Genomic DNA, 19,309 nt, shown 5'->3' on the forward strand with positions numbered 1-19,309 from the left:
TCGCGCGGGCCCTGGCTATTAGAATCCTCCACTATACTCCGCTCCGGAGCCGGAACCATGCGAAGTTCATGGGACCGGTGTGAAAGGTAAAAAAGAGTCAAGCAAAAGGCGAACGCGGAGTCTACGGAAATCTACAGGAGGCTGGATTGGGTGTGCTGGGCGTGAGATCCCTCGTGGCCGTTATCTTGGTGGTGATAGCCGGGCTCTTGGCCACGGGTTGCGGGGGAGGAGAGCAGTCGGGCGAGGAGTCCGGCGGCCAGTACGAGGGCTCCGGGGGCTCCGGTAACGCGCAGGTCCCCGGTCCCACGAACGCCGTTACCACGACCGAAACCTTCTCCGAGGAGGAGTGTCTGGCGGAGGCATCGGACAGCGGGGAGCCCGGTGTCGAGGTCTCCGATCCCGGACAAGTCCCCCCCTACGAGGTGGCAGAGGAGGGCGACGCGGAGACCGGCAAGGAGCTGGAGGTGAACACGGAGGCCAAAAGCCGTGAGGAGCTCCAGAAGGTGGCGGAGAAGCTGAGGTACGAGAACCGGGGGACCGACGCCCTCGCCATAGACTTCTACAACGGGTCAGAGGATGACCGCCAGGACGCCGGGCTCGCCCTGGTCTTCAACACCCGCGGGGCCGCCTGCCGCGCCTTCCAGTACACGGTGGAGGACCAGAACGAGCTCGTCTCCGAGAGCAACGGCATCTCCGTGTTGAGCGTGGAGGAGGGCGTGTAGGAGTCCGCCCGGGCTTTCGCGGGCCTCCTGCCGACTACCGCTAGAGAATGCCAGAGAGTCCTAGAAGCCCCCAGAGGGCCCGCGGCGGAAAGCCAACCCCCGCCTCGGCGTCCCGGTGGGCGCCGTGAGGCGGGGTACCCGGTCTCACCCCCCGGCCGACGTCTTGCCGCGGCCCTCCTCGATCTGACGCCTTATGGACTCCAGGGTCCGGCCTACGCCATCCTCGAGGGGGTCCTGATCCCCGTCCGAATCCTGCTGCGCTTCCTCCTGAACCTCCCCCTGGACCGAGCGCGGGCCGAACGAGAGGTGCGCCGTGACCAGGCACTCCTCCGGGCTCCCCGACACCTCCTCCACCGTGAGCCAGCCGGAGTAGTCCCGGGAGAACTCCGCCCCCCATTCGAGCCTGCGGGCTTCTTCGTCGGCGTGGAAGTAGCCCTCTCCTTCGGTATCGTAGCGGCCCGGGATCTCGACCTTCATCTTGATCCTCTCGCCGGGCTTACCGGCTGCGGCCGGGCCCTCGGACCAGGACTCCTTGACGGGCGGCAGGTAGTGGGGGAGGTTCTCCACCTTCGAGAGCCAATCGAAGACCTCGTCCGGGGGGCGGTAGATCGGCTGCCGCTTCTCGTACTCCTGGGTCGTCTCGCTCATCCGGTGCCTCCTGCTCTCCGTAGGCTCGTAGATGGATACTGGAACGTGCCGGCCGCCCGAGCCGCCGGCCACCGAGGTCGTTGATACACTGAGCCCATGAGCTTAACACGCAGAGTTCCGGCAAGAGGACGCCCCGAGCCCGGGCGGGATAGGGACCATTTGGAGGCTCTGGACGTCGTGATCGTGGGCGCCGGGCTGTCCGGCGTCGGCGCGGCTTATCGCCTGCAGACCGAGTGTCCGGACAAGTCATACGCCATCCTGGAGGCGCGCGACGCCATCGGCGGGACGTGGGATCTGTTCCGTTACCCGGGCGTCCGCTCCGACTCGGATATGTTCACGCTGGGCTATCCTTTTCGCCCGTGGTCCGGCCCTGAGTCCATCGCGGACGGCGGCTCCATCCTGGAGTACATCAACGACACGGCCCGGGAGAACGACATCGAGCGCCGAATCCGGTTCGGCACCCGCATAACGGCGGCATCCTGGTCCTCCGAAGAGGCCCGATGGACGCTGGAGACGGAGGTTACCGGAGAAGACGGCGCGGTCACGCAGCGGTCGTTGACGTGCTCTTTTCTGTACATGTGCAGCGGATACTACGACTACGAGCACGGCCACGCGCCCCGGTTCGAGGGGATAGAGGACTTCGAGGGCCGGATGGTGCATCCCCAGTTCTGGCCGGAGGATCTGGAGTACCGCGATAAGCGGGTCGTCGTTATCGGTAGTGGAGCGACGGCCGTTACCCTGGTGCCGGCGATGGCCCGGGACGCGGAGCACGTCACGATGCTCCAGCGGTCCCCAAGCTACATCTCCGTGCTCCCGAGCGTGGACCGGGCCGCGGACTCGCTGAGGCGGCGCCTGCCGGACCGCCTGGCCTACGCGCTGGTGCGCGCCAAGAACGTGGCCTTTACGACCGCCTTCTATCAGTTGTGCCGGCGCAGGCCGGAGCTCGCGAAACGCCTGCTGCGCAAGGGAGTGCTCGGGCGTGTGCAGGACGAGCGTCAGGTGGACGAGCACTTCACCCCCGACTACGACCCCTGGGATCAGAGGCTGTGCATCGTGCCCGAGGGAGATCTCTTCGAGGCCCTAGGCTCCGGGCGGGCTTCCGTAGCGACGGATCACGTCGAGCGGTTCGTGCCGGAGGGGATAAGGCTCCTCTCCGGGAAGGTTCTAGAGGCCGACCTCGTCGTTACGGCTACGGGGCTCTCGATGAAGGCTCTGGGCGGTATTAGCATTACGGTGGACGGCCGCTCCGTGGACCTCGGGGAGACCTGGATTCACCGGGGCGTTATGCTAAGTGGCGTCCCGAACCTCGCGCTGTGCGTCGGCTACACCAACTCCTCGTGGACCCTCAGGGCTGACCTCTCCTCCCGCTACGTGTGTCGCCTGCTCTCGTTCATGGACCGCAAGGGCTATGACTACGGATACCCCCTGCTCACCGGAGACATGGAGCGGCGGCCGCTGCTGGATCTCACCTCCGGCTACGTCCAGCGCGCCATCGGAGACTTCCCGAAGCAGGGCTCCCGCGCGCCCTGGACGATGCGCCAGAACTACGTCCTCGACGCGCTGTCCATGAAAACCGCCAAACTGGACCGGGAGATGGAGTTCGGGCGGGTTTCCCGGTCCACCGGCGGTGCCCGGCACGCGGTACCGGCGGCGAGCCGGTGAGCCTGCAACGCTACCCCTTCGCTGGAGGCACCTGTGTCCTCACCGGCGCGGCGAGTGGTATCGGGGAGGCTATGGCCCACGGGCTGGCGGCCCGGGGCAGCCACCTGGTGCTCATGGACCGGGACGCGGAGCGGCTGGAGACGGTGGCCGGAGAGATCCGGTCCAGTTATCCCGGGCTGGGCGTGGCCACGTACGTCGTGGACCTCGCCGAGGCGGACGCCGCAAAGGCCGCGGCCGGGCGTATTCGCCGGGAGACGCCGCGGATAACGCTCCTGATAAACAACGCCGGGGTCGCCCTGGGCGGCAGGTTCGACCAGGTGACCCCGGAGGAGTTCAACTGGGTGATGAACGTCAACCTCCGGGCTCCGGTACTGCTCACCCACCACCTGCTGCCGGCGTTGAAGGAGAGCCCGGGGAGTCACGTCGTTAACGTTTCGAGCCTGTTCGGGCTCATCGCGCCCGCCGGGCAGTCGGCCTACTCGGCCAGCAAGTTTGCGCTACGAGGGTTTAGCGAGGCCCTGCGGCACGAGCTGGTACCGGACGGTATCGGGGTTACTACGGTGCATCCGGGCGGCGTCCGCACGCGGATAGCGGAGACCGCCCGCTCCGGCAGCGGCGTGTCCACAGAGTCCCGGCTGGCGCAGAAGGAGGAGTTCGACCGGCTGTTGACCTTCCCCGCCGACCGGGCGGCGGAGATCATACTCGACGCCGTCCACCATCGGAAGAGCCGGGTACTGATCGGTGCCAGCGCGGTACTCCCCGACATCGCGGCCCGGCTGTTCCCGGGCTCTTACACCAGGGCCCTGGCCATCCTGACGAAGCTCCTCGGACGCCTCCCGGCGAATCGTCCGGCCAAGAGAAGCCGGCGGTGAGGGCCCGTCCCGGGGCGGCGTGCCGGAGCTACTCCCGCCCGCAAGGTTAGCGGGCTCTGGTATTCGGGGCGGACAACGACGTTGATGATCCGGTGAGAGCAGCGAGAGTGGTGGGGGAGGCGGATGAAAGCTGCTAGAGGGTTCAGGGTGCTCTGGAGCCCCCGGGAGACCCTGCGGAGTGTGGGTGAGGGCCGGGGCCTGGGCGCCGGCGTCACGGTCGTGGCCCTCTGGGCGCTGGCGAGCCTACTCTTGCTCTTACTCTCCGGCGGCGGGGTGAGCCGGGCGCAGTTCCCGGAGCTACCGCCGGAGGAGTTCGAAAGGCTCAGATCAGGCCTGAGCGTCGTGCTGCCGGTGCTCGCGTTCGTCCTGCCCTTCGTGTGGTGGGCCGGGCTCTCCGCGCTCGTGTACCCGGCCACGCTCGTCCTCGGCGGCCGGGCCACGCTCGCCGCGGCCTTCGCCTTCGTCGGGGTGGCCTGCGCGCCGTGGGCCGCCGTTGCGGTACTCCAGATCCTGCTCGCCGGGCTGCAGGGGCTTACCGGCGCGGGCGCGCTCGGCGGCGTGGCGCTGGCGGCCTCCGCTGGCGCGCTCGTGTGGCACGCGGCGCTGGTGGTCGCCGGAGCCCGGCAGGCGGCGCGTCTCGGCCGCGGGGGAGCGGTGGGGTCGTGCGCGCTCGCCGGGCTCGGGTGCCTGGTCGCCGCGTTGTTCCTGGCCATCACGCTCGCGGCGCTGGTCGTGGGGTTCTCGGGGCTGCCTTCCTGAAGCTGCTCGAAACTTCTCGAAAGTCCGGGGGCTAGTAGCCTTCCTCTTCCAGGCTCACCTTGCCCCGGAACATCCAGTAGATGATTATGAAGTAGGTCGCGGCGAGCACCATGCCGATGGACCACCACACCAGCCCGACCGTCTGGCTGTACTGCGATGAGGCGGCGCCCTGCACCGTCAGGCTGTTTGCCGGATCAACCGCCGGCAGGACGTTCGGGTAGACGCCAAAGACCGTGCTGGTCATCATCCCGACGATGTACGCGCCGGAGGCCAGGAAAGAGCCCCGGTCGTTGCCCCTGAAGCTGAAGTACAGCAGCGCCCCGAGCCCCGCCAGGGCGACCAGCGGCAGGACGAAGCCGTAGGGCCTGTCCAGGTAGGAGTCCAGCATCCGGGGGCTGACGTAGAACGTCGCGACCGTCGCCAGCGCCGCGAGTGCCACGAGGGCGAACCAGCCCCGGCGGATTATGGAGCGGCAACGCCCGTTCAGGGCGCCCTCGGTCTTGAGGGCGACCCAGGCCGCACCGTGGATGGTAAGGGTCGCGAGGGCGAGGAGGCCGGTGAGGACGGTGTACCAGTCGAGGATGCCGGGTGGGGTGGCGAAGGGGCTCAGGTTCGTCCACAGTGGCTGGAAGAAGTTGCCCTCCGAGTTTAGCGGCACCCCGCGCACGACGTTGCCGAGCGCCGCGCCGTAGAAGACCGCGAGGAGGATGCTGCCGACGGCGAACATCACGTCCCAGAACTGGGTCCACAGGGGGTTATCTATGTGGCGGCGCAGCTCCAGGGAGAGGCCCCGGATCATGAGTAGCCATAGGACGATGATCAGGGGCAGGTAGAACCCGGAGAACCCGGAGGCGTAGAGCACGGGGAAGGTGAAGAACAGCACGCCGCCGGTGGCTATCAGCCACACCTCGTTGCCGTCCCACACGGGGCCGACGGTCTTGAAGATCAGCTGACGCTCCTGGTCGTCGCGGCCGGCGAACAGGTGCAGCGCCCCGGCCCCGAGGTCGAAGCCGTCCAGCAACACGTAGACGGTGAGCATCAGCGCAACCAGCACGAACCACAGCGTAGGCAGCAACCTAGGCCTCCCTTCCACTCATCGCGGGCTCCGGCTCCGGCTCGGGGGAGCCTGGAGGATCTTCCTCGTCTTCATCGTCGGGGCCGTTTGCGACCTCGCGCACCATGAGCACTATGTAGAGCAGGCCCATGATCATGTATATCCCGGCGAACCCGATCAGGGTGAACAGCACCGTCCCGGAGGATAAGAGCGGCGAGACACCGTCCTCGGTGCGTAACAGGCCGTAGATCAACCACGGCTGCCGCCCGAGCTCGGTGGTGAACCACCCTGCGGTGTTGGCGATGTAGGGGAACGGTATGGCGAGCATCAACAGCCACAGCATCCAGCGCGACTCGAAGAGCCGCCGGCGCCACAGCAGCAGGGCCGAGAGGGCCATTATCCCGATAAATATCGTCCCGAGACCGACCATGACGTGGTAGCTGTAGTACAGGAGCGGGATGTTGTCCGGCCAGTCTTTCTGCGGCAGCTCCTCCAGCCCCTGGACCTCGGCCGTCCACGACTGGTAGGTAAGGAAGGATAGGGCCTTGGGGATGACTATCGGGTTGTCCAGGCGCATGTTCTCGACGTCCGGCTGGCCGAGGATGGCGATGCCCGCCGGCTCCTCGGTCTCGAAGAGGCCTTCCATCGCGGCGAACTTCTCCGGCTGCTTCTCGGAGACCTGCCGGCTTTCGAGGTCGCCGCTGGGGAAGAGCATCCACACGCTGGCGATCACGCCTACTATGACGCCGACCTTGACGAAGATCTTGCCGTACTCGACGTGGCGCTGGGAGAGCAGGTAGAAGGCCCCGAGCCCGGCCATCGTGAACGCGCCGGTGACCACCGCGCCGCCCATCGTGTGCATGTACTGCGGAAATACCCACGGGTTGGTGAGTACGGCCCAGTAGTTGTTTAGCTCTACGCCGTCGGCGACGCGCTCGAAGCCAACCGGGTTCTGCATCCAGGCGTTCGTGGTAACGATGAAGTACCCCGAGGCCCAGGTTCCCAGAAACACCATCAGCGAGGAGAACCAGTGTACCTTCTGCCCGAAACGCCGCTCGCCGAAGAGGAACACGCCGACGAAGGCCGACTCCAGGAAGAAGGCGAACGCCCCCTCCATGGCCAGGGTCTGGGCGATAATGTCGCCCGCGTAGGCTGAGAACTCGGACCAGTTGGTGCCGAACTGGAACTCCATCGGGATACCGGTAACGACCCCCATGATGAAGGTGACGGCGAAGATCTTGCCCCAGAACCGCGCGGCCTTGTTGTAGCGCTCGTCGCCGCGCCGGATGGAGACAGTTTTTAGTATAAACACCAAGAGCGCCAGCCCCATGCTGAGCTGGGGGAAGATGTAATGGTAGGTAATGGTAAAGGCGAACTGCAGGCGGGACAGGACTAAATCTTCCACTCTTCTAGCCTCCTCTGTTTATCTGATCTGGGTGACTTACGTTACTTACGCGGCTGGCGTGCTCCGGGGCGGGCTCGGTGAGCATCTGGCGCTGTACCTCGACCATGCGGTGGTAGAGGCCGCCTTCCCGGAGTAGCTCGGCGTGCGTGCCCCGCTCGACGATACGCCCCGCGTCCATTACCAGGATCTCGTCCGTCCCCTCCAGCCCGACGAGGCGGTGGGTGATCTGGATGGTCGTCCTGCCGCGCGCGGCGGTGGCGAAAGCCTCCCGGAGATCCCGCTCCGTGGCGGCGTCAAGGTCGGCGGTGGCCTCGTCGAGCACCAGGACTGGCGGGTCCCTGAGGAGTGTCCGGGCCACCGAGAGCCGCTGGCGCTCGCCGCCGGAGAGCCGCTCGCCCTGCTCGCCGAGGAGCGTGTCCAGCCCCCCCGGCAGCCGCTCGACGACCCCTGAAAGCCGGGCCATCTCCACGGCGTGCTCTAGCTCTGCCTCAGACGCCTCCGGCCTCGCCAGCAGCAGGTTGCCTCGCAGGGTATCGTTGAAGATGTAGCTCTCCTGGGAGACGAGGCCCACGGCTTCCCGCAGATCCTCCTGCCGGTAACGGCGGACGTTGTGGCCGCCGAGCCGGACCACGCCCTCCTCCGGGTCCCAGAAGCGCAGGAGCAGGTGGGCCAGCGTGGTCTTGCCGGAGCCGCTCGGGCCGACCACGGCGACCCGGGCACCGGGCTCCGCCGTGAAGTCGACCCCGCGCAGGGCCAACGGCTCGTCCCCGGCGTACCGGAACCCGACGCCCCGGAACTCCACGCGAGGCTCCATGTGAGGCTCCGCGCCAACCGGTACGGGCTCCGGGGGATCGCTCACCCGGGGCTCCGCGGAGATCACCCCGGAGAGCCGGTCTCCGGCCGACAGGGACTTGCCGATGGCCCGGAACGCCGCGCCGAGGGGTCCTATGGCCTCGAAGGCCCCGACCGCCACCAGCACGAGCGCGGCCAGGTAGACGCCCCGGACCTCCCCGGAGGCGACCAGGGGGACCGTCATGACGAGCACGAGGAGCGCGGCGAGCCCCGGCAGCGCTTCCCCGAGCGCCCGCTGCAAGCCCGAGACCAGCGCGCCGCGCCGCTGCACGGCCCCGAGCCCGGCGTCCAGGTCCCCGACCAGCCGCCGCTGGTCTCCCTCTCTGCCGGAGGCCAGAAGGTCCCCGACGCCCTGCACCCCGTCTACCAGCCCGTTACGCAGCTCGGAGCGGAGTGTGATCTCCCGCCGCCCGAGCCCGCGCGTGAGGGCCATCGCGAGCAGCGGGACACCGATCCCGGCGGCGATGAGCACGGCGACCGCCGCCAGCGCCAGGGCCGGGCTGAAGAGGTAGAGGAAGCCACCGGTCAGGAGGGTGGTCAGGGCGGCGACGAGGAAGGGGTGTATGCCCCTGAGATACAGGTTCTGTAGCTCGTCCACGTCCGAGGTTATGCGGGAGAGGAGGTCCCCGCTACGGTGCTCCAGCAGCCGCGCGGGGGCCAGAGGTTCGAGACGCTCGTAGAAGCGGACCCTGACCCGCGCCAGCAGCCGGAAGGTGGCGTCGTGTGAGACCAGCCGCTCCCCGTAGCGGCTCGCCGCGCGGGCGAGGCCGGAGATGCGGACCACGTAGATCGGCAGCGTCAGCAGCAGCAGCGAGGTGCCGAGGGCGGCGGCCGAGATCACGTAGCTCGCCGTCGCCAGCAGGGTTACCCCGGCCGCCACGGTGGCCGCGCCGAGCAGCAGCGACAACACGAGCCGGCCGCCAAATCCTCGACCCGCGCCGGTGAGATCCAGCATCCAGCGCAGTCCTCCGGGTCGCCTCAGACGCCTCATACCGCTACCCCACCGTAGCTGTCCACGAGCCGGGCGTAGAGGCCGCCTTCCCGGAGCAGGCTGTCGTGGTCGCCGGACTCCACGACCCGGCCCTCGTCGAGGACGTAGACCCTGTCGGCGTGGCGGATCGTGGACAGCCGGTGGGCGATGAGGAGCACGGTCCGGCCCCGCATCAGCCTGAAAAGCGAGTCCCGGATAAGACGCTCGGCCTCCGGGTCGAGCTCGGAGGTCGGCTCGTCCAGCACCAGTACCGGCGCGTCCTTTAGAAAGGCCCGGGCGACCGCCACCCTCTGGGCCTCGCCGCCGGAGAGCCTCGCCGCCCGCTCGCCGAGCTGGGTCTCGTACCCGTGGGGCAGCCGCTCGACGAGCTCCGTGAGCCCGGACATCCTCACGGCCTCCTCCACGTCTTCCATTGCGGCGTCCGGCCGGGCGAGGCGCAGGTTCTCCAGCAAACTGCCGTAGAACAGGTGCGGCCGCTGACCGACGTACGCCACGCTGCGCCGCCACGTCTCGGCGGGCATTCCGGTTACCGGTACGCCGTCGGCGTGTATCGTTCCTTCTTGCGGCTCGGCGAATCGCAGCAGGAGGCTCGCCAGGGTACTCTTGCCCGCGCCGCTCGGCCCTGCGACGGCGGTGACCAGGCCCGCCGGCAGCTCCAGACTCACGCCGTCGAGCGCCGGGACCTGGCCCTCCGGGTAGGTGTAACGGAGGCCGCCGACCGAGATGGTTGGCGGGGCGGTAGTAGGGCGCTGGGCGGACTCTACGGTATCCGCGGTTTCTGAGGGCCCCGGGGTTTGCAGGATCTGCAGTATGCGGACGGCGGAGGCCTCGCCTTCCATGCTGTCGTGGCGGCGGGAGCCGAGCTCGCGCAGCGGCTTGTAGAATTCCGGGGCCAGGATGAGCACGAGCAGAGCATCCTCGAAGGCCACGGAGCCCGAGATAAGCCGCACCCCCAGCACCACGGCGACCACGCCTATGGCCACGGCGGTCATGAACTCCAGAACGAGCCCGGAGAGGAATGCGTAGCGCAGGACCCGCATCGTGCGGCTGCGGAACTCCTCGCTGACCTCGGCGACGCGACCGCGCTCGGAGTGGCTGCGGTTCAGTACCTTGAGGGTGGTGAGTCCCTGAACTACATCGAGGAAGTACGCGCCGGTTCGCGAGAGGGCGTCCCACTGCTTGTACATGTGCTCCTCTGAGTAGCTGCCGACTATCGCCATCATTACCGGGATCACCGGCGCGGTGACGAGTAGCAGCAGGGAGCTCGACCAGTCTATAGGGAAGACGTAGGCGGCGATCAGGAGCGGAGCCGCCGCGCTCAGGGGCACCTGTGGCAGGTAACGTCCGGCGTAGCCTTCAAGCCGGTCGACGCCGTCGGTGGCGGTGGTCACCAGCTCCCCGCTGCGCTCGCCGGCGGTGTACGCCGGGCCCAGGCGGGTGATCTTCGCGAACAGCCGGCCCCGGATCTCGGTCTTTACCCGCAGGGCTCCCGTCCGGGCGGCGACCTCCTCGGCCCAGGCGAGCACCGCGCGCACCGCGATGGCGCCGGCCAGCAACAAGAGCAGCGGGCCGACCTCCGAGAGGGCCTGCCCGTCGAGAAATACGCCCCCGACGATGCGGCTCAGGAAAACCATCTGGGCTATGATCGCCGCCGTTCCCAGGACGCCGAAGGCGACCGAGAGGCCGAGCAGGAGCCTCGCCCGGAGACCCGCCTGCCGGATGAGCCGCTTCGCCGCCCGCCCGCCGCTCTCTGGCTCCGCCGGAGAGCTCTTGTCCCCGGGATGTTCTTCAGGCTCGATCCCGGTTCCCCCTCTCAGCGTCGTCGGTGTGGATCCCGCTCGATTCTTGCACGGGAGCAGGGTAAATCAAGACCGGACCGCGTGCGACCGAGAGCACCCGCGCCGAGACGCTGCCGAGCCTCAGCCTGTCCACCGGTCCCAGGCCGCGGCTGCCGACCGCGATCACGGTACCCATCTGCTCTTTCTCGTCGTCGTTGCCGGCGTCCATGATGGTCTCGGCCTCCGCGGCGTCCACGACTACCTCCGCGGCGTCTCCGACGGCTATCCTTACCTGGGGCCTCTTGCCGAGCAGCCCTTCGAGGCGCCGGGCCCCATCTTCCAGGAGGTGCTGCTGGCGGCGCAGCTCGTCGTCCACCATCCGGGCGTCGAGCAGGCGCTCGGCTTCGTCGGCGTGCGGCAGCTCCGGGTAGGCTCTGACGAGGATGACTTTCGCCCCGGACAGGCCCCCGATGGCCGCCGCCAGCTCTCCGGCTCCCCGGGCGGGCTCGGAGCCATCGTCCGCCAGGACTATCCTGGACGGCGGCCACGAGGCCAGACGACCCCGCACCACGAGCACGGGCCGGCGGCACCGGTGGGCCACGCCTTCGGCTACGCTGCCGACCAGCATGCGCTTTAAGCGTCCCATCCCCCGGCTCCCGAGCACCACCAGCCCGACGTCGAGCCTCTCGGCGAGCTCCACTATGCGCTCGTCCGGGTGGCCCGTCTCCAGGTGTGTCCGGGCCACCTCGGCGCCCTCTGACCGTATCAGAGCCTCCTGCTCGGCCAGGAGATCGCGGGCGTTCTCCTCCAGGGACTTCATGGCCTCCTCGGTCAGGGCGCCGGAGTCGGCGTACAGCCTGTAGACGTGGGAGCGGACGTGTACGAGGTGGAGCTCGGACCCGGCCTCCGAGCACAGCCGCGCGGCGGTCCGGGCCGCGTGCCCCGCCTCGGGAGAGCCGTCCGTGGCGAGCAGTACCCTGGAGGGGAGCACGTCGGCGGCCCCGGTAGTCTCCGAGGCCCGGGCGTGGTCCGCGGGGTTGGTCGGGTTAGTCGCCATCTTCGGCCCCGGCGTCTCTCACCACCAGTACCGGGCAGTGGGCGTGGCGCACGACGGAGTCCGAGACGCCGCCCATCAGGGAGCGCCGGATGCCGCCGAGACCCCGGCTGCCGATCACCACCAGGTTGGCGTTCACCTCCTCGGCCAGCTCGACGATCTCCCCGGAGGGGTCTCCCCGCCGCAGATGGGAGTGTACCGGGAGGCCGGTCTTGGTCTTGATCTCTTCCACCCGGCCTTCCAGGAACTCGCGGGCTTCTTTCTCCGCCTGCTTGGCGAACGACTCGATGTTCTCCGCCATGTAGGGTTGGGTGTATGGCAGGTGGGCGGTGAAGCCGGCGTGTACGACGTGTATCTCCGAGCTCGTGCCGGCGGCCAGGGTCTGGGCGGTCTCCGTCGCCGCCCGGGCCTCTTCGGAGCCGTCTATGGCGAGCACTATCCTGGCCGGGAAGAGGGCGGCGGGCCCGTCTCCGCGTACCACGAGGACGGGGCAGTGGGCATGACGGGCAACGCCGTCGGCGACACTGCCCATTAGCGCCCGCCGGATACCGCCCTGGCCCCGGCTGCCCATGACGACCATCCCGGCGTCTATCTCCTCGGCCAAACGCACTATGCTATCCGCCCGGCCTCCCATCCTTAGATAAGACTGGGCCACGGTCCCGCCGGCCGCCTCGATCTTCCGCACCTGCTCGTCGAGCAGCCGCCGGGACTCCTCGTCCAGCTTCTTCTGCGCCTGCTCCTCGACCTGTGGGTCGAGCGCCACCGCACCCATGTCTCCGATGTGGAGCGCGCTGTCCCCGACGTAGATCACGTGCAGCTCGGAACCGAGCTTCCCGGCGAGCTCCACGGCCTTGTGCGTGGCGTAGCGCGCCTCCTCGGAGTCGTCTGTTGCCAGCAGTATCCTGGCGGCAATCTTGTCGGACGGATCTCTCATAACTGCCTCCTCATCCGGTTGCTTTGCGTGACGAGCCCGGGATCTCCCGGTGCTTTGCGGGTTCCACGAGCTTCCGCGGCTCCTTGACGGTGTCGGCCGGGATCATCTTTCCTCGCCTTCCCCGACTCCCCGGCTCACCGAGAGTACGTGCCACCGGCCGTACGCCCGACCCCACTCCAGCCATACGGGGCCTCCCGCGGCGGCCGCCGCCTCCCGGGTGAAGCGCGCGACGGCTGCCGCACTTCCGGGGTCTTCGGGAAGGTGGCCGGCCGCGCCTCCGGGCCCGTGGAAGATGACGCCGTCCAGGCGCACGCTCCTCGCGAAAGGCCCGGACACGCCGGACACGGACCGCGCATCCTCCGCATCCTCCGTGATGGACCACCCGCCATACTCGGTCGGGATCTCCCGCTGCACGAGCACCGGCCAGGTGATCCGCTCCCGGTCCGGGCGGTCCGACGCCCCCCGGGGGCACGGCTCCTCCAGTGCCCAGGCGCGGCGGATCTCGCGCAGCACCTCTGAAAGGCTGCCGAGCCCCCGGCGCCGGAAGTCCTCGGTACAGACGGAGACGGTTACCGCCTCCATATCCAGAACAGCCTCTCGTATAAGGCGGGTGAGGGTCTCTACCGTTGGTCCCGGCTCTCCGGCCGTCGGGTGTGCCGTCCGGGTGCGGGCTCCATCGTGCCTGTCGGCAACACCGAGCCCTCCGGGGGGCGTGGGCCCGTGCAGCGTATGAGCGGGGCCGCAGGCTCCCAGAAATGCCCGGTGGCCCTCGCGGGTGAGTATGAAGCCCTCCGGCACCGGCAGGCCCGCCCGAGTAAGCAGATCCATGAGACCCACCCGCCCATCTTCAATGGTGAAGCCCGCTTCGCCGAGCCACCTGAGCAGCCCGGATCTCAACACTCTCGCCCCCCTGCGTGGCCGGCCGGGGTGTGACCGCGATGACTCGTGATCCTCCAGATTCTCACGCCTGTCAGGCCGTTTCCGAGGAAGCCGTGAGCCCCGCCTTGGGCCTCTGGAGCGGGACGAGCTCCACCAGAGGCGGCCCTGCGGCGTGCGAGATTCTGGGTCCCGCCGCCCGCTCCGCCTGCGGGGACACCGGGGCCTACCATGAGCCGGGTGTAAGAGCCGCCCATCATGTCCACCAATGTACCCGCAGAGAGAGAGCCCATCCTGAGCAGGATGTTTTATTTAACTGGGTAGAATTGACCTGCTATCCGGCCCCGACCTCGGGGAATGGTGCCTAGCTCTGGAGCAGCCCCCGCTCGCGGGCCTTTGCCAGCGCCTCTAGCTGTGAGTGAGCCCCGAGGGCCTGTAGGAGAGAGTGGATGTGATTTCGGACAGTGGCCTCCGACAGGTAGAGGTTCCCGCCTATCTCCTTCGCGCTCCTGCCCCGGGCGAGTAGCCCCAGCACCTCTAGCTGACGCGCGGTCAGCGAGGGCGTCTCGGGTGTCTCATCCCCGAGGCCGTCCCCACCGCCGACGTCGTCGGCGCTATCTGCGTCATCTCCCTTGCGGGAGAGCCGTATGAGCTGCTGGGCCATCTCCAGCGTCTCGTGTTTCTCTTGCGCGTCACGTAGCAGATGGACGAGATAGGGGCCTTCCGCGGAGTCCAGGCTCAGGATGCTAACGTTCACCCAACGCTTCTCGCCCGAGAGCGCGGCCACGCGCATGTCGTAGCTCGACACGGGCCTGCCAACCCGCGCCAGACGCATCACCGGGCAGTCGTCGGTGCAGACGGGGCTGCCGCACTCTCTCTCGCCCAGCAAAGCCTCGTAGCAGCGCCGGCCCACCATATCCTCGGCCGCCAGTCCCGTGAGAAACGCGGCCTCCTCGTCCCAGTAGACGATCCGGTACTCGGGGTCCACCACGAAAACGGCGTCACCCGTGCGGGCCTCGACGAGGCCGCGTACCGCCAGAGGCAGCGGGGCGAGGCTGGAGCCTATCTCTGTCACTTCGCGCCTCCTCACGAGTCTCACGGTTACCGAGTTTCCAGGCGGAGGAGTTATCGTCTAATCGACCTCACTGGCCTCCCCTTCTGTAACAATACAGAAACCTTATCATCGAAAGCCCCTCGGGTCCGTAACCCGATATACCGGCCGACCGGCCGCCTCGCAAACACCGAGTGCCCTCCCCTGATACGGCCCTGCACGGTCGAGCAGGCATGCGGTGTGTATATGGCTACAGGGTTCTACATGGCTCGTGAGCCGCGGATCAGAATGAAATAGGCTGCCGGTGAGATTGCGGATACGCTCCACGGCCTGTACGTGACCCAGGATCATCCACTCCAGGGAGGACGGAGGCGCGCGCCGTGGTACCGGAGGTGGGACTCGAACCCACACGGTGCTCTCGCACCAACGGATTTTGAGTCCGTCGCGTCTACCATTCCGCCACTCCGGCGCGGTGGAAACCCGCGCTGGATTCTAGCATGCCTCAGGCTCTTTTCTCTGCACCATACTCCGTTATACTCAGCCGGATGCGGGTATATCTGATCGACGGCAACTCACTCCTGTACCGGGCGTTTCACGCGCTGCCGCAGAGCATCGCGACCTCTTCCGGGCTGCCGACGAATGCGCTGTACGGCTTCACGAGCATGCTCGTTAAACTACTCTCCGACGACGAGGAGGTCGGGATAGCGGTCGTGTGGGACGGCGGGGAGCCGAAGTTCCGCACCGAGGTGTACCCCGAGTACAAGGCACACCGGCCCTCGACGCCGGACGAGCTGAAGATGCAGGTCGGGCACCTGGAAGAGATCCTCTCGGCGATGAACGTCCCGACCGTGAGGGCCGAAGGCTACGAGGCCGACGACGTTATAGCCACGCTCTCTCGCAAGGTGCCCGAGAACGTGGAGCTCATGCTCGTCACCGGGGACCAGGACGCGATGCAGCTCGTGGACGGGGACGTCAAGGTCCTGCGCACGACCCGCGGCGTCACCGAGACCAAGACCTACGGGCGCGACGAAGTCGTGGAGGAGTACGGCGTTACGCCGGAGCAGATCCCGGACTACAAGGGCCTCGTCGGCGACTCCTCGGACAACATTCCTGGCGTCCGGGGCGTCGGCCCGAAGGGCGCGAAGGCCCTCCTGCAGCAACACGACACCCTGGACGAGCTGTACGAGGACCTGGACTCCGTATCGGCAAAGGGCACCCGCGCAAAGCTGGAAGAGAACCGCGAGAGCGCGTTCATGTCGCGGGATCTCGCCCGGATGCGCTTCGACGCCCCGGTCGAGTTCGACGAGGGGTACCTGCGCTTCGGAGGCGTGTCGCCCGGTCTGCGGGAGGTGCTGCGCCGGTTCGAGTTCCGCACCCTCGCACAGCGTTTCGAGAGCCTGCCGGTCGCGGACGGCGAGGATGGTGAGGAGACCGTCGAGGCCGAGCGCGTGGCGGTGCGCGTCAGTGCCGGGCCCGTCGAGGCCAGCGACGAGCCCGTGGCCGCCGTCCCGGTCGGGATGCCCGGCACGCTCGAAGGCCGCCGCTGGTGCGTCGCCGTTAGCGGGGAGGAGGCGCGGCTCGCCGACGCCCTGCCGGATCGTCCGCTGCGGCTGCACGACGCCAAGAAGGTCGGGGTGAAAGGGGCCGTCTTCGACACCTACCTCGCCGCATACCTGATACAGCCCGGCACCCGCAGCTACGACCTGGAGGCTTTGGCCTACGAGCTCGGCCTGCCCGAGCGCGAGGCCCGGTGGGAGGGCGCGGGATCTATCGAGCTGGAGTCGGAGGGCGCCGCCCGGCGGGCAGCCATCCTGTACGACCTCGCCCCCGTGCTGGAGGAGAAGCTGGACGAGCTGGGGCTGAGGGATCTGTACCACGACGTTGAGTTGCCGCTCGCGGACGTGCTGGCCCGGATGGAGGAGATCGGGATGCCCGCGGACCTCTCAACCATCGAGGAGGTCGGCGCGGAGATAGAGGGGCGCATCGCGGAGTTGGAGGAGGAGATCCACGCCGAGGCCGGTCACCCTTTCAACATCGGTTCCCCCAAGCAGCTCGGCGAGGTCCTCTTCGAGGAGATGCAGATACCGCCGGTGCGCAAGACCAAGACCGGCTACTCCACCGACGCCAACGTCTTGCAGCAGCTCGCGGTGGATTACCCGATCGCGGAGAAGATCACGGCTTACCGCGAGCTGACCAAGCTGCGGGGGACCTATATAGACGGCCTGAAGGGCCTGATAACGCCCGACGGCCGCATCCACACCACCCTGAACCAGACCACGACCTCCACCGGCCGCATCTCCAGCGACTCGCCGAACCTCCAGAACATCCCCGTGCGCACCGAGCTCGGGTCCCGTATCCGGGAGGCTTTCACCGCCTCTCCGGGCCGCAAACTCGTGGTCGCCGACTACTCGCAGATAGAGCTGCGCATCCTGGCCCACATGAGCCGGGAGCCCGCGCTGGTCGAGTCCTTCTCGGGCGGGGAGGACGTCCACACCCGGACCGCGGCCGAGGTCTTCGACGTGCGACCCGAGAGCGTGACCAGCGAGCTGCGGCGGCGGGCGAAGATGGTCAACTTCGGCATCCTGTACGGCATCTCCGGCTTCGGGCTCGCCATGCGGCTCGGGAACGTCCACCCCTCCGAGGCGGAGCGGTACATAAAGCGATACTGGGAGCGGTACCCCGAGGTGGAGAGGTTCGTCGCCCGGACCTTGGAGGAGGCCACGGAGCTAGGGTACGCCACGACGCTGTTCGGCCGGCGGCGCTACGTGCCCGAGCTCCAGAGCCCGAACAAGAACACCCGGAAGCTCGGCGAGCGGTACGCCTTCAACGCGGCCGTGCAGGGCACGGCGGCGGACATAATAAAGGTCGCGATGGTGGACCTCGCGCCACGTCTGCAACCGCTCGGCGCGGACATGTTGATGCAGGTCCACGACGAGCTCGTCTTCGACGTTGACGAAGACGCCGTGGACGAGGTGGCGGCGCTGGCCGCGGAGAGGATGGTCGCCGCCTACGACCTGGACCCGCCGCTTGAGGTGGAGATAGAGGTCGGCGAGAGGTGGGGCCGGGGCCGGGAGTGGCGTGCGGAGGTCTAACGGAGATCTAAAAGCGCGGGACGGCGCGCGACACGCGGGGCGCGTCGTGTTGTATAATCCGGCTGGTTTATTCAAGCGATTCGCCCCGGGCAGGCGTTTGAGTGTCTCTACGTGCCCGCCCGCTCCGTGAATTCTTAGTATAATCCCGCCCGCAGGCTAGTTTGAGAAGGAAAATAACCGGTACATGGTAGATACGACTGAGAACGCAACCCGCCCGATGACCATGAGGGACTTCTTCAAGGAAGAGAACGGGGAGATGGTCCCCGTGGACGACAGCGTCCTCGTGGACTTCAAGGACGGCGACATAGTCGAGGGCGAGGTCGTCCGCATAGACAAGGAAGAGGTCCTCGTCGACATCGGCTACAAGTCCGAGGGGCTCGTCCCGTCCAACGAGCTCTCCATCCGCAAGGGGGCGGACCCGCACGAGATCGTGGAGCTCGGCCAGCGGCTCGAAGCCCTCGTGATGCAGAAGGAGGACGCCGACGGACGGCTCATCCTCTCCGCCAAGCGGGCGGCGTTCGAGAAGGCCTGGAACCGGATCGAGGAGTCCCACAACGAGCAAAAGACCGTGGAAGGCCCGGTCATCGAGGTTGTAAAGGGCGGCCTCATAATAGACATCGGCTTGCGCGGCTTCCTGCCGGCGAGCCTCGTGGACATCCGCCGCGTGCGCAACCTGGAGTCCTTCATGGGCCAGCGCCTCGAGTGCAAGGTGATAGAGCTAAACCGCAGCCGCAACAACGTGGTGCTCTCCCGCCGCGCCGTGCTCGAAGAAGAGCGCAAGGAGGAGCGCGAGCGGATACTCACCTCGCTCGAAGAGGGGAACATCGTGCAGGGCACGGTCTCGAACCTCGTGGACTTCGGCGCGTTCGTTGATCTCGAAGGCATTGACGGCCTGATCCACATTAGCGAGCTCTCCTGGAACCACGTCGACCATCCCTCGGAGGTCGTCGAGGTCGGCGAGGAGGTCGAGGTCAAGGTCCTGGAGGTCGATCGGAGCCGGGAGCGCATCTCGCTCGGTCTCAAGCAGACCCGCAAGGACCCGTGGCAGGAGATCGTCGAGCAGGTCGAGATCGGCGGCAACATCAAGGGCCGCGTTACCAAGCTCGTCTCCTTCGGCGCGTTCGTCGAGGTCGCCGAGGGTGTAGAGGGCCTGATCCACATAAGCGAGCTCGCCGATCATCACGTCGAGACGCCGGATGAGATCGTGCGCAGCGGCGACGAGATAGAGGCCCGCATCATAGATGTGGACGCCAAGCGCCGTCGGCTCTCGCTCTCCCTGCGGCCCAAGAAGGAGGACCGCGAGGAGCGTTCCGAGGAGCCGAGCGGCGAGCAGCAGCGGCCCGAGAGCTCCGGCGGCGAGCGTAGTGAACGTGGTGAACGCCGTCCGCGCCGGGAGCGCGACGACCGCGGCGGCGACCGTGGAGGCCGGGATCGCGGCCGCGACGACCGTGGCGGCGACCGCGATCGCGGGAGTCGCACCAGTGAGAGCGGCGGCCTCCGCAGCGGGGCCTTCGACAAGCTCTCCGAGCTGGACCTGGGCGAGAACAGCTAGGACGGGC

The 19,309-nt window shown here is 67.8% G+C and carries 15 protein-coding genes and 1 tRNA gene; 6 read left to right on the plus strand and 10 right to left on the minus strand.

Features of this window, described 5'->3' with window-relative positions:
- Window positions 1–152: 152 nt before the first annotated feature.
- Window positions 153–722: a hypothetical protein gene (locus tag ABD53_RS01840; RefSeq protein ID WP_160309597.1), complete on the plus strand. Its 570-nt coding sequence runs from the start codon at window positions 153–155 to the stop codon at window positions 720–722.
- 144 nt (window positions 723–866) lie between these two features.
- Here ABD53_RS01840 and ABD53_RS15555 read toward each other — a convergent pair whose 3' ends face one another.
- Window positions 867–1,370, minus strand: a complete 504-nt coding sequence (locus ABD53_RS15555; protein WP_053057546.1) for an SRPBCC family protein — start codon at window positions 1,368–1,370, stop codon at window positions 867–869.
- Between the two features lie 159 nt (window positions 1,371–1,529).
- On the opposite strand from ABD53_RS15555, the gene ABD53_RS01850 reads away from it, so the two are divergent.
- The 3 genes from ABD53_RS01850 (at window position 1,530) to ABD53_RS01860 (ending at window position 4,663) form a co-directional block, all read left to right on the plus strand.
- Entirely contained in the window at window positions 1,530–3,032 is a 1,503-nt protein-coding gene (locus ABD53_RS01850) for a flavin-containing monooxygenase (protein ID WP_047863987.1), read from the plus strand.
- Between the two features lie 2 nt (window positions 3,033–3,034).
- A complete protein-coding gene (locus tag ABD53_RS01855; protein WP_047864151.1) occupies window positions 3,035–3,904 on the plus strand; it encodes an SDR family NAD(P)-dependent oxidoreductase in 870 nt (289 codons plus the stop codon).
- Between the two features lie 123 nt (window positions 3,905–4,027).
- A complete protein-coding gene (locus tag ABD53_RS01860; protein WP_084709173.1) occupies window positions 4,028–4,663 on the plus strand; it encodes a YIP1 family protein in 636 nt (211 codons plus the stop codon).
- Window positions 4,664–4,694: 31 nt separating this feature from the next.
- On the opposite strand, the gene cydB is transcribed toward ABD53_RS01860, so the two are convergent.
- The 9 genes from cydB to ABD53_RS01910 form a co-directional block, all read right to left on the minus strand.
- A complete protein-coding gene (gene cydB, locus ABD53_RS01865) occupies window positions 4,695–5,738 on the minus strand; it encodes a cytochrome d ubiquinol oxidase subunit II (RefSeq protein ID WP_200900243.1) in 1,044 nt (347 codons plus the stop codon).
- Between the two features lies 1 nt (window position 5,739).
- Complete coding sequence (locus ABD53_RS01870; RefSeq protein WP_047863989.1) at window positions 5,740–7,122, minus strand: cytochrome ubiquinol oxidase subunit I; 1,383 nt, start codon at window positions 7,120–7,122, stop codon at window positions 5,740–5,742.
- Window positions 7,123–7,126: 4 nt separating this feature from the next.
- A complete protein-coding gene (gene cydC / locus ABD53_RS01875) occupies window positions 7,127–8,965 on the minus strand; it encodes a thiol reductant ABC exporter subunit CydC (protein WP_084709174.1) in 1,839 nt (612 codons plus the stop codon).
- Window positions 8,962–10,686 (minus strand): thiol reductant ABC exporter subunit CydD, encoded by a 1,725-nt coding sequence (gene cydD, locus ABD53_RS01880; protein WP_047863990.1) that lies wholly within the window; start codon window positions 10,684–10,686, stop codon window positions 8,962–8,964. Before cydD ends, cydC begins: the two co-directional genes overlap by 4 nt.
- A 67-nt stretch (window positions 10,687–10,753) precedes the next feature.
- Window positions 10,754–11,800: a universal stress protein gene (locus ABD53_RS01885; RefSeq protein WP_053057548.1), complete on the minus strand. Its 1,047-nt coding sequence runs from the start codon at window positions 11,798–11,800 to the stop codon at window positions 10,754–10,756.
- Window positions 11,790–12,731, minus strand: coding sequence for a universal stress protein (locus tag ABD53_RS17575; RefSeq protein ID WP_047863993.1), 942 nt, complete (start codon window positions 12,729–12,731; stop codon window positions 11,790–11,792). The genes ABD53_RS01885 and ABD53_RS17575 overlap by 11 nt, the downstream gene beginning before the upstream one ends.
- A 102-nt stretch (window positions 12,732–12,833) precedes the next feature.
- Entirely contained in the window at window positions 12,834–13,628 is a 795-nt protein-coding gene (locus ABD53_RS15560; protein ID WP_053057549.1) for a hypothetical protein, read from the minus strand.
- A gap of 343 nt (window positions 13,629–13,971) precedes the next feature.
- Entirely contained in the window at window positions 13,972–14,682 is a 711-nt protein-coding gene (locus ABD53_RS15565) for a helix-turn-helix transcriptional regulator (RefSeq protein WP_053057550.1), read from the minus strand.
- A gap of 357 nt (window positions 14,683–15,039) precedes the next feature.
- Window positions 15,040–15,127: transfer RNA gene (locus ABD53_RS01910), tRNA-Leu, on the minus strand.
- Between the two features lie 76 nt (window positions 15,128–15,203).
- Here ABD53_RS01910 and ABD53_RS01915 point away from each other — a divergent pair.
- Entirely contained in the window at window positions 15,204–17,750 is a 2,547-nt protein-coding gene (locus ABD53_RS01915) for a DNA polymerase I (protein ID WP_160309598.1), read from the plus strand.
- Between the two features lie 217 nt (window positions 17,751–17,967).
- On the plus strand, window positions 17,968–19,302 hold the full coding sequence (gene rpsA / locus ABD53_RS01920; protein WP_456114845.1) for a 30S ribosomal protein S1: 1,335 nt from the start codon (window positions 17,968–17,970) through the stop codon (window positions 19,300–19,302).
- Window positions 19,303–19,309 lie beyond the last annotated feature (7 nt).

This window comes from Rubrobacter aplysinae, from assembly GCF_001029505.1.
In the GTDB taxonomy this organism is placed as follows: Bacteria; Actinomycetota; Rubrobacteria; order Rubrobacterales; family Rubrobacteraceae; genus Rubrobacter_A; species Rubrobacter_A aplysinae.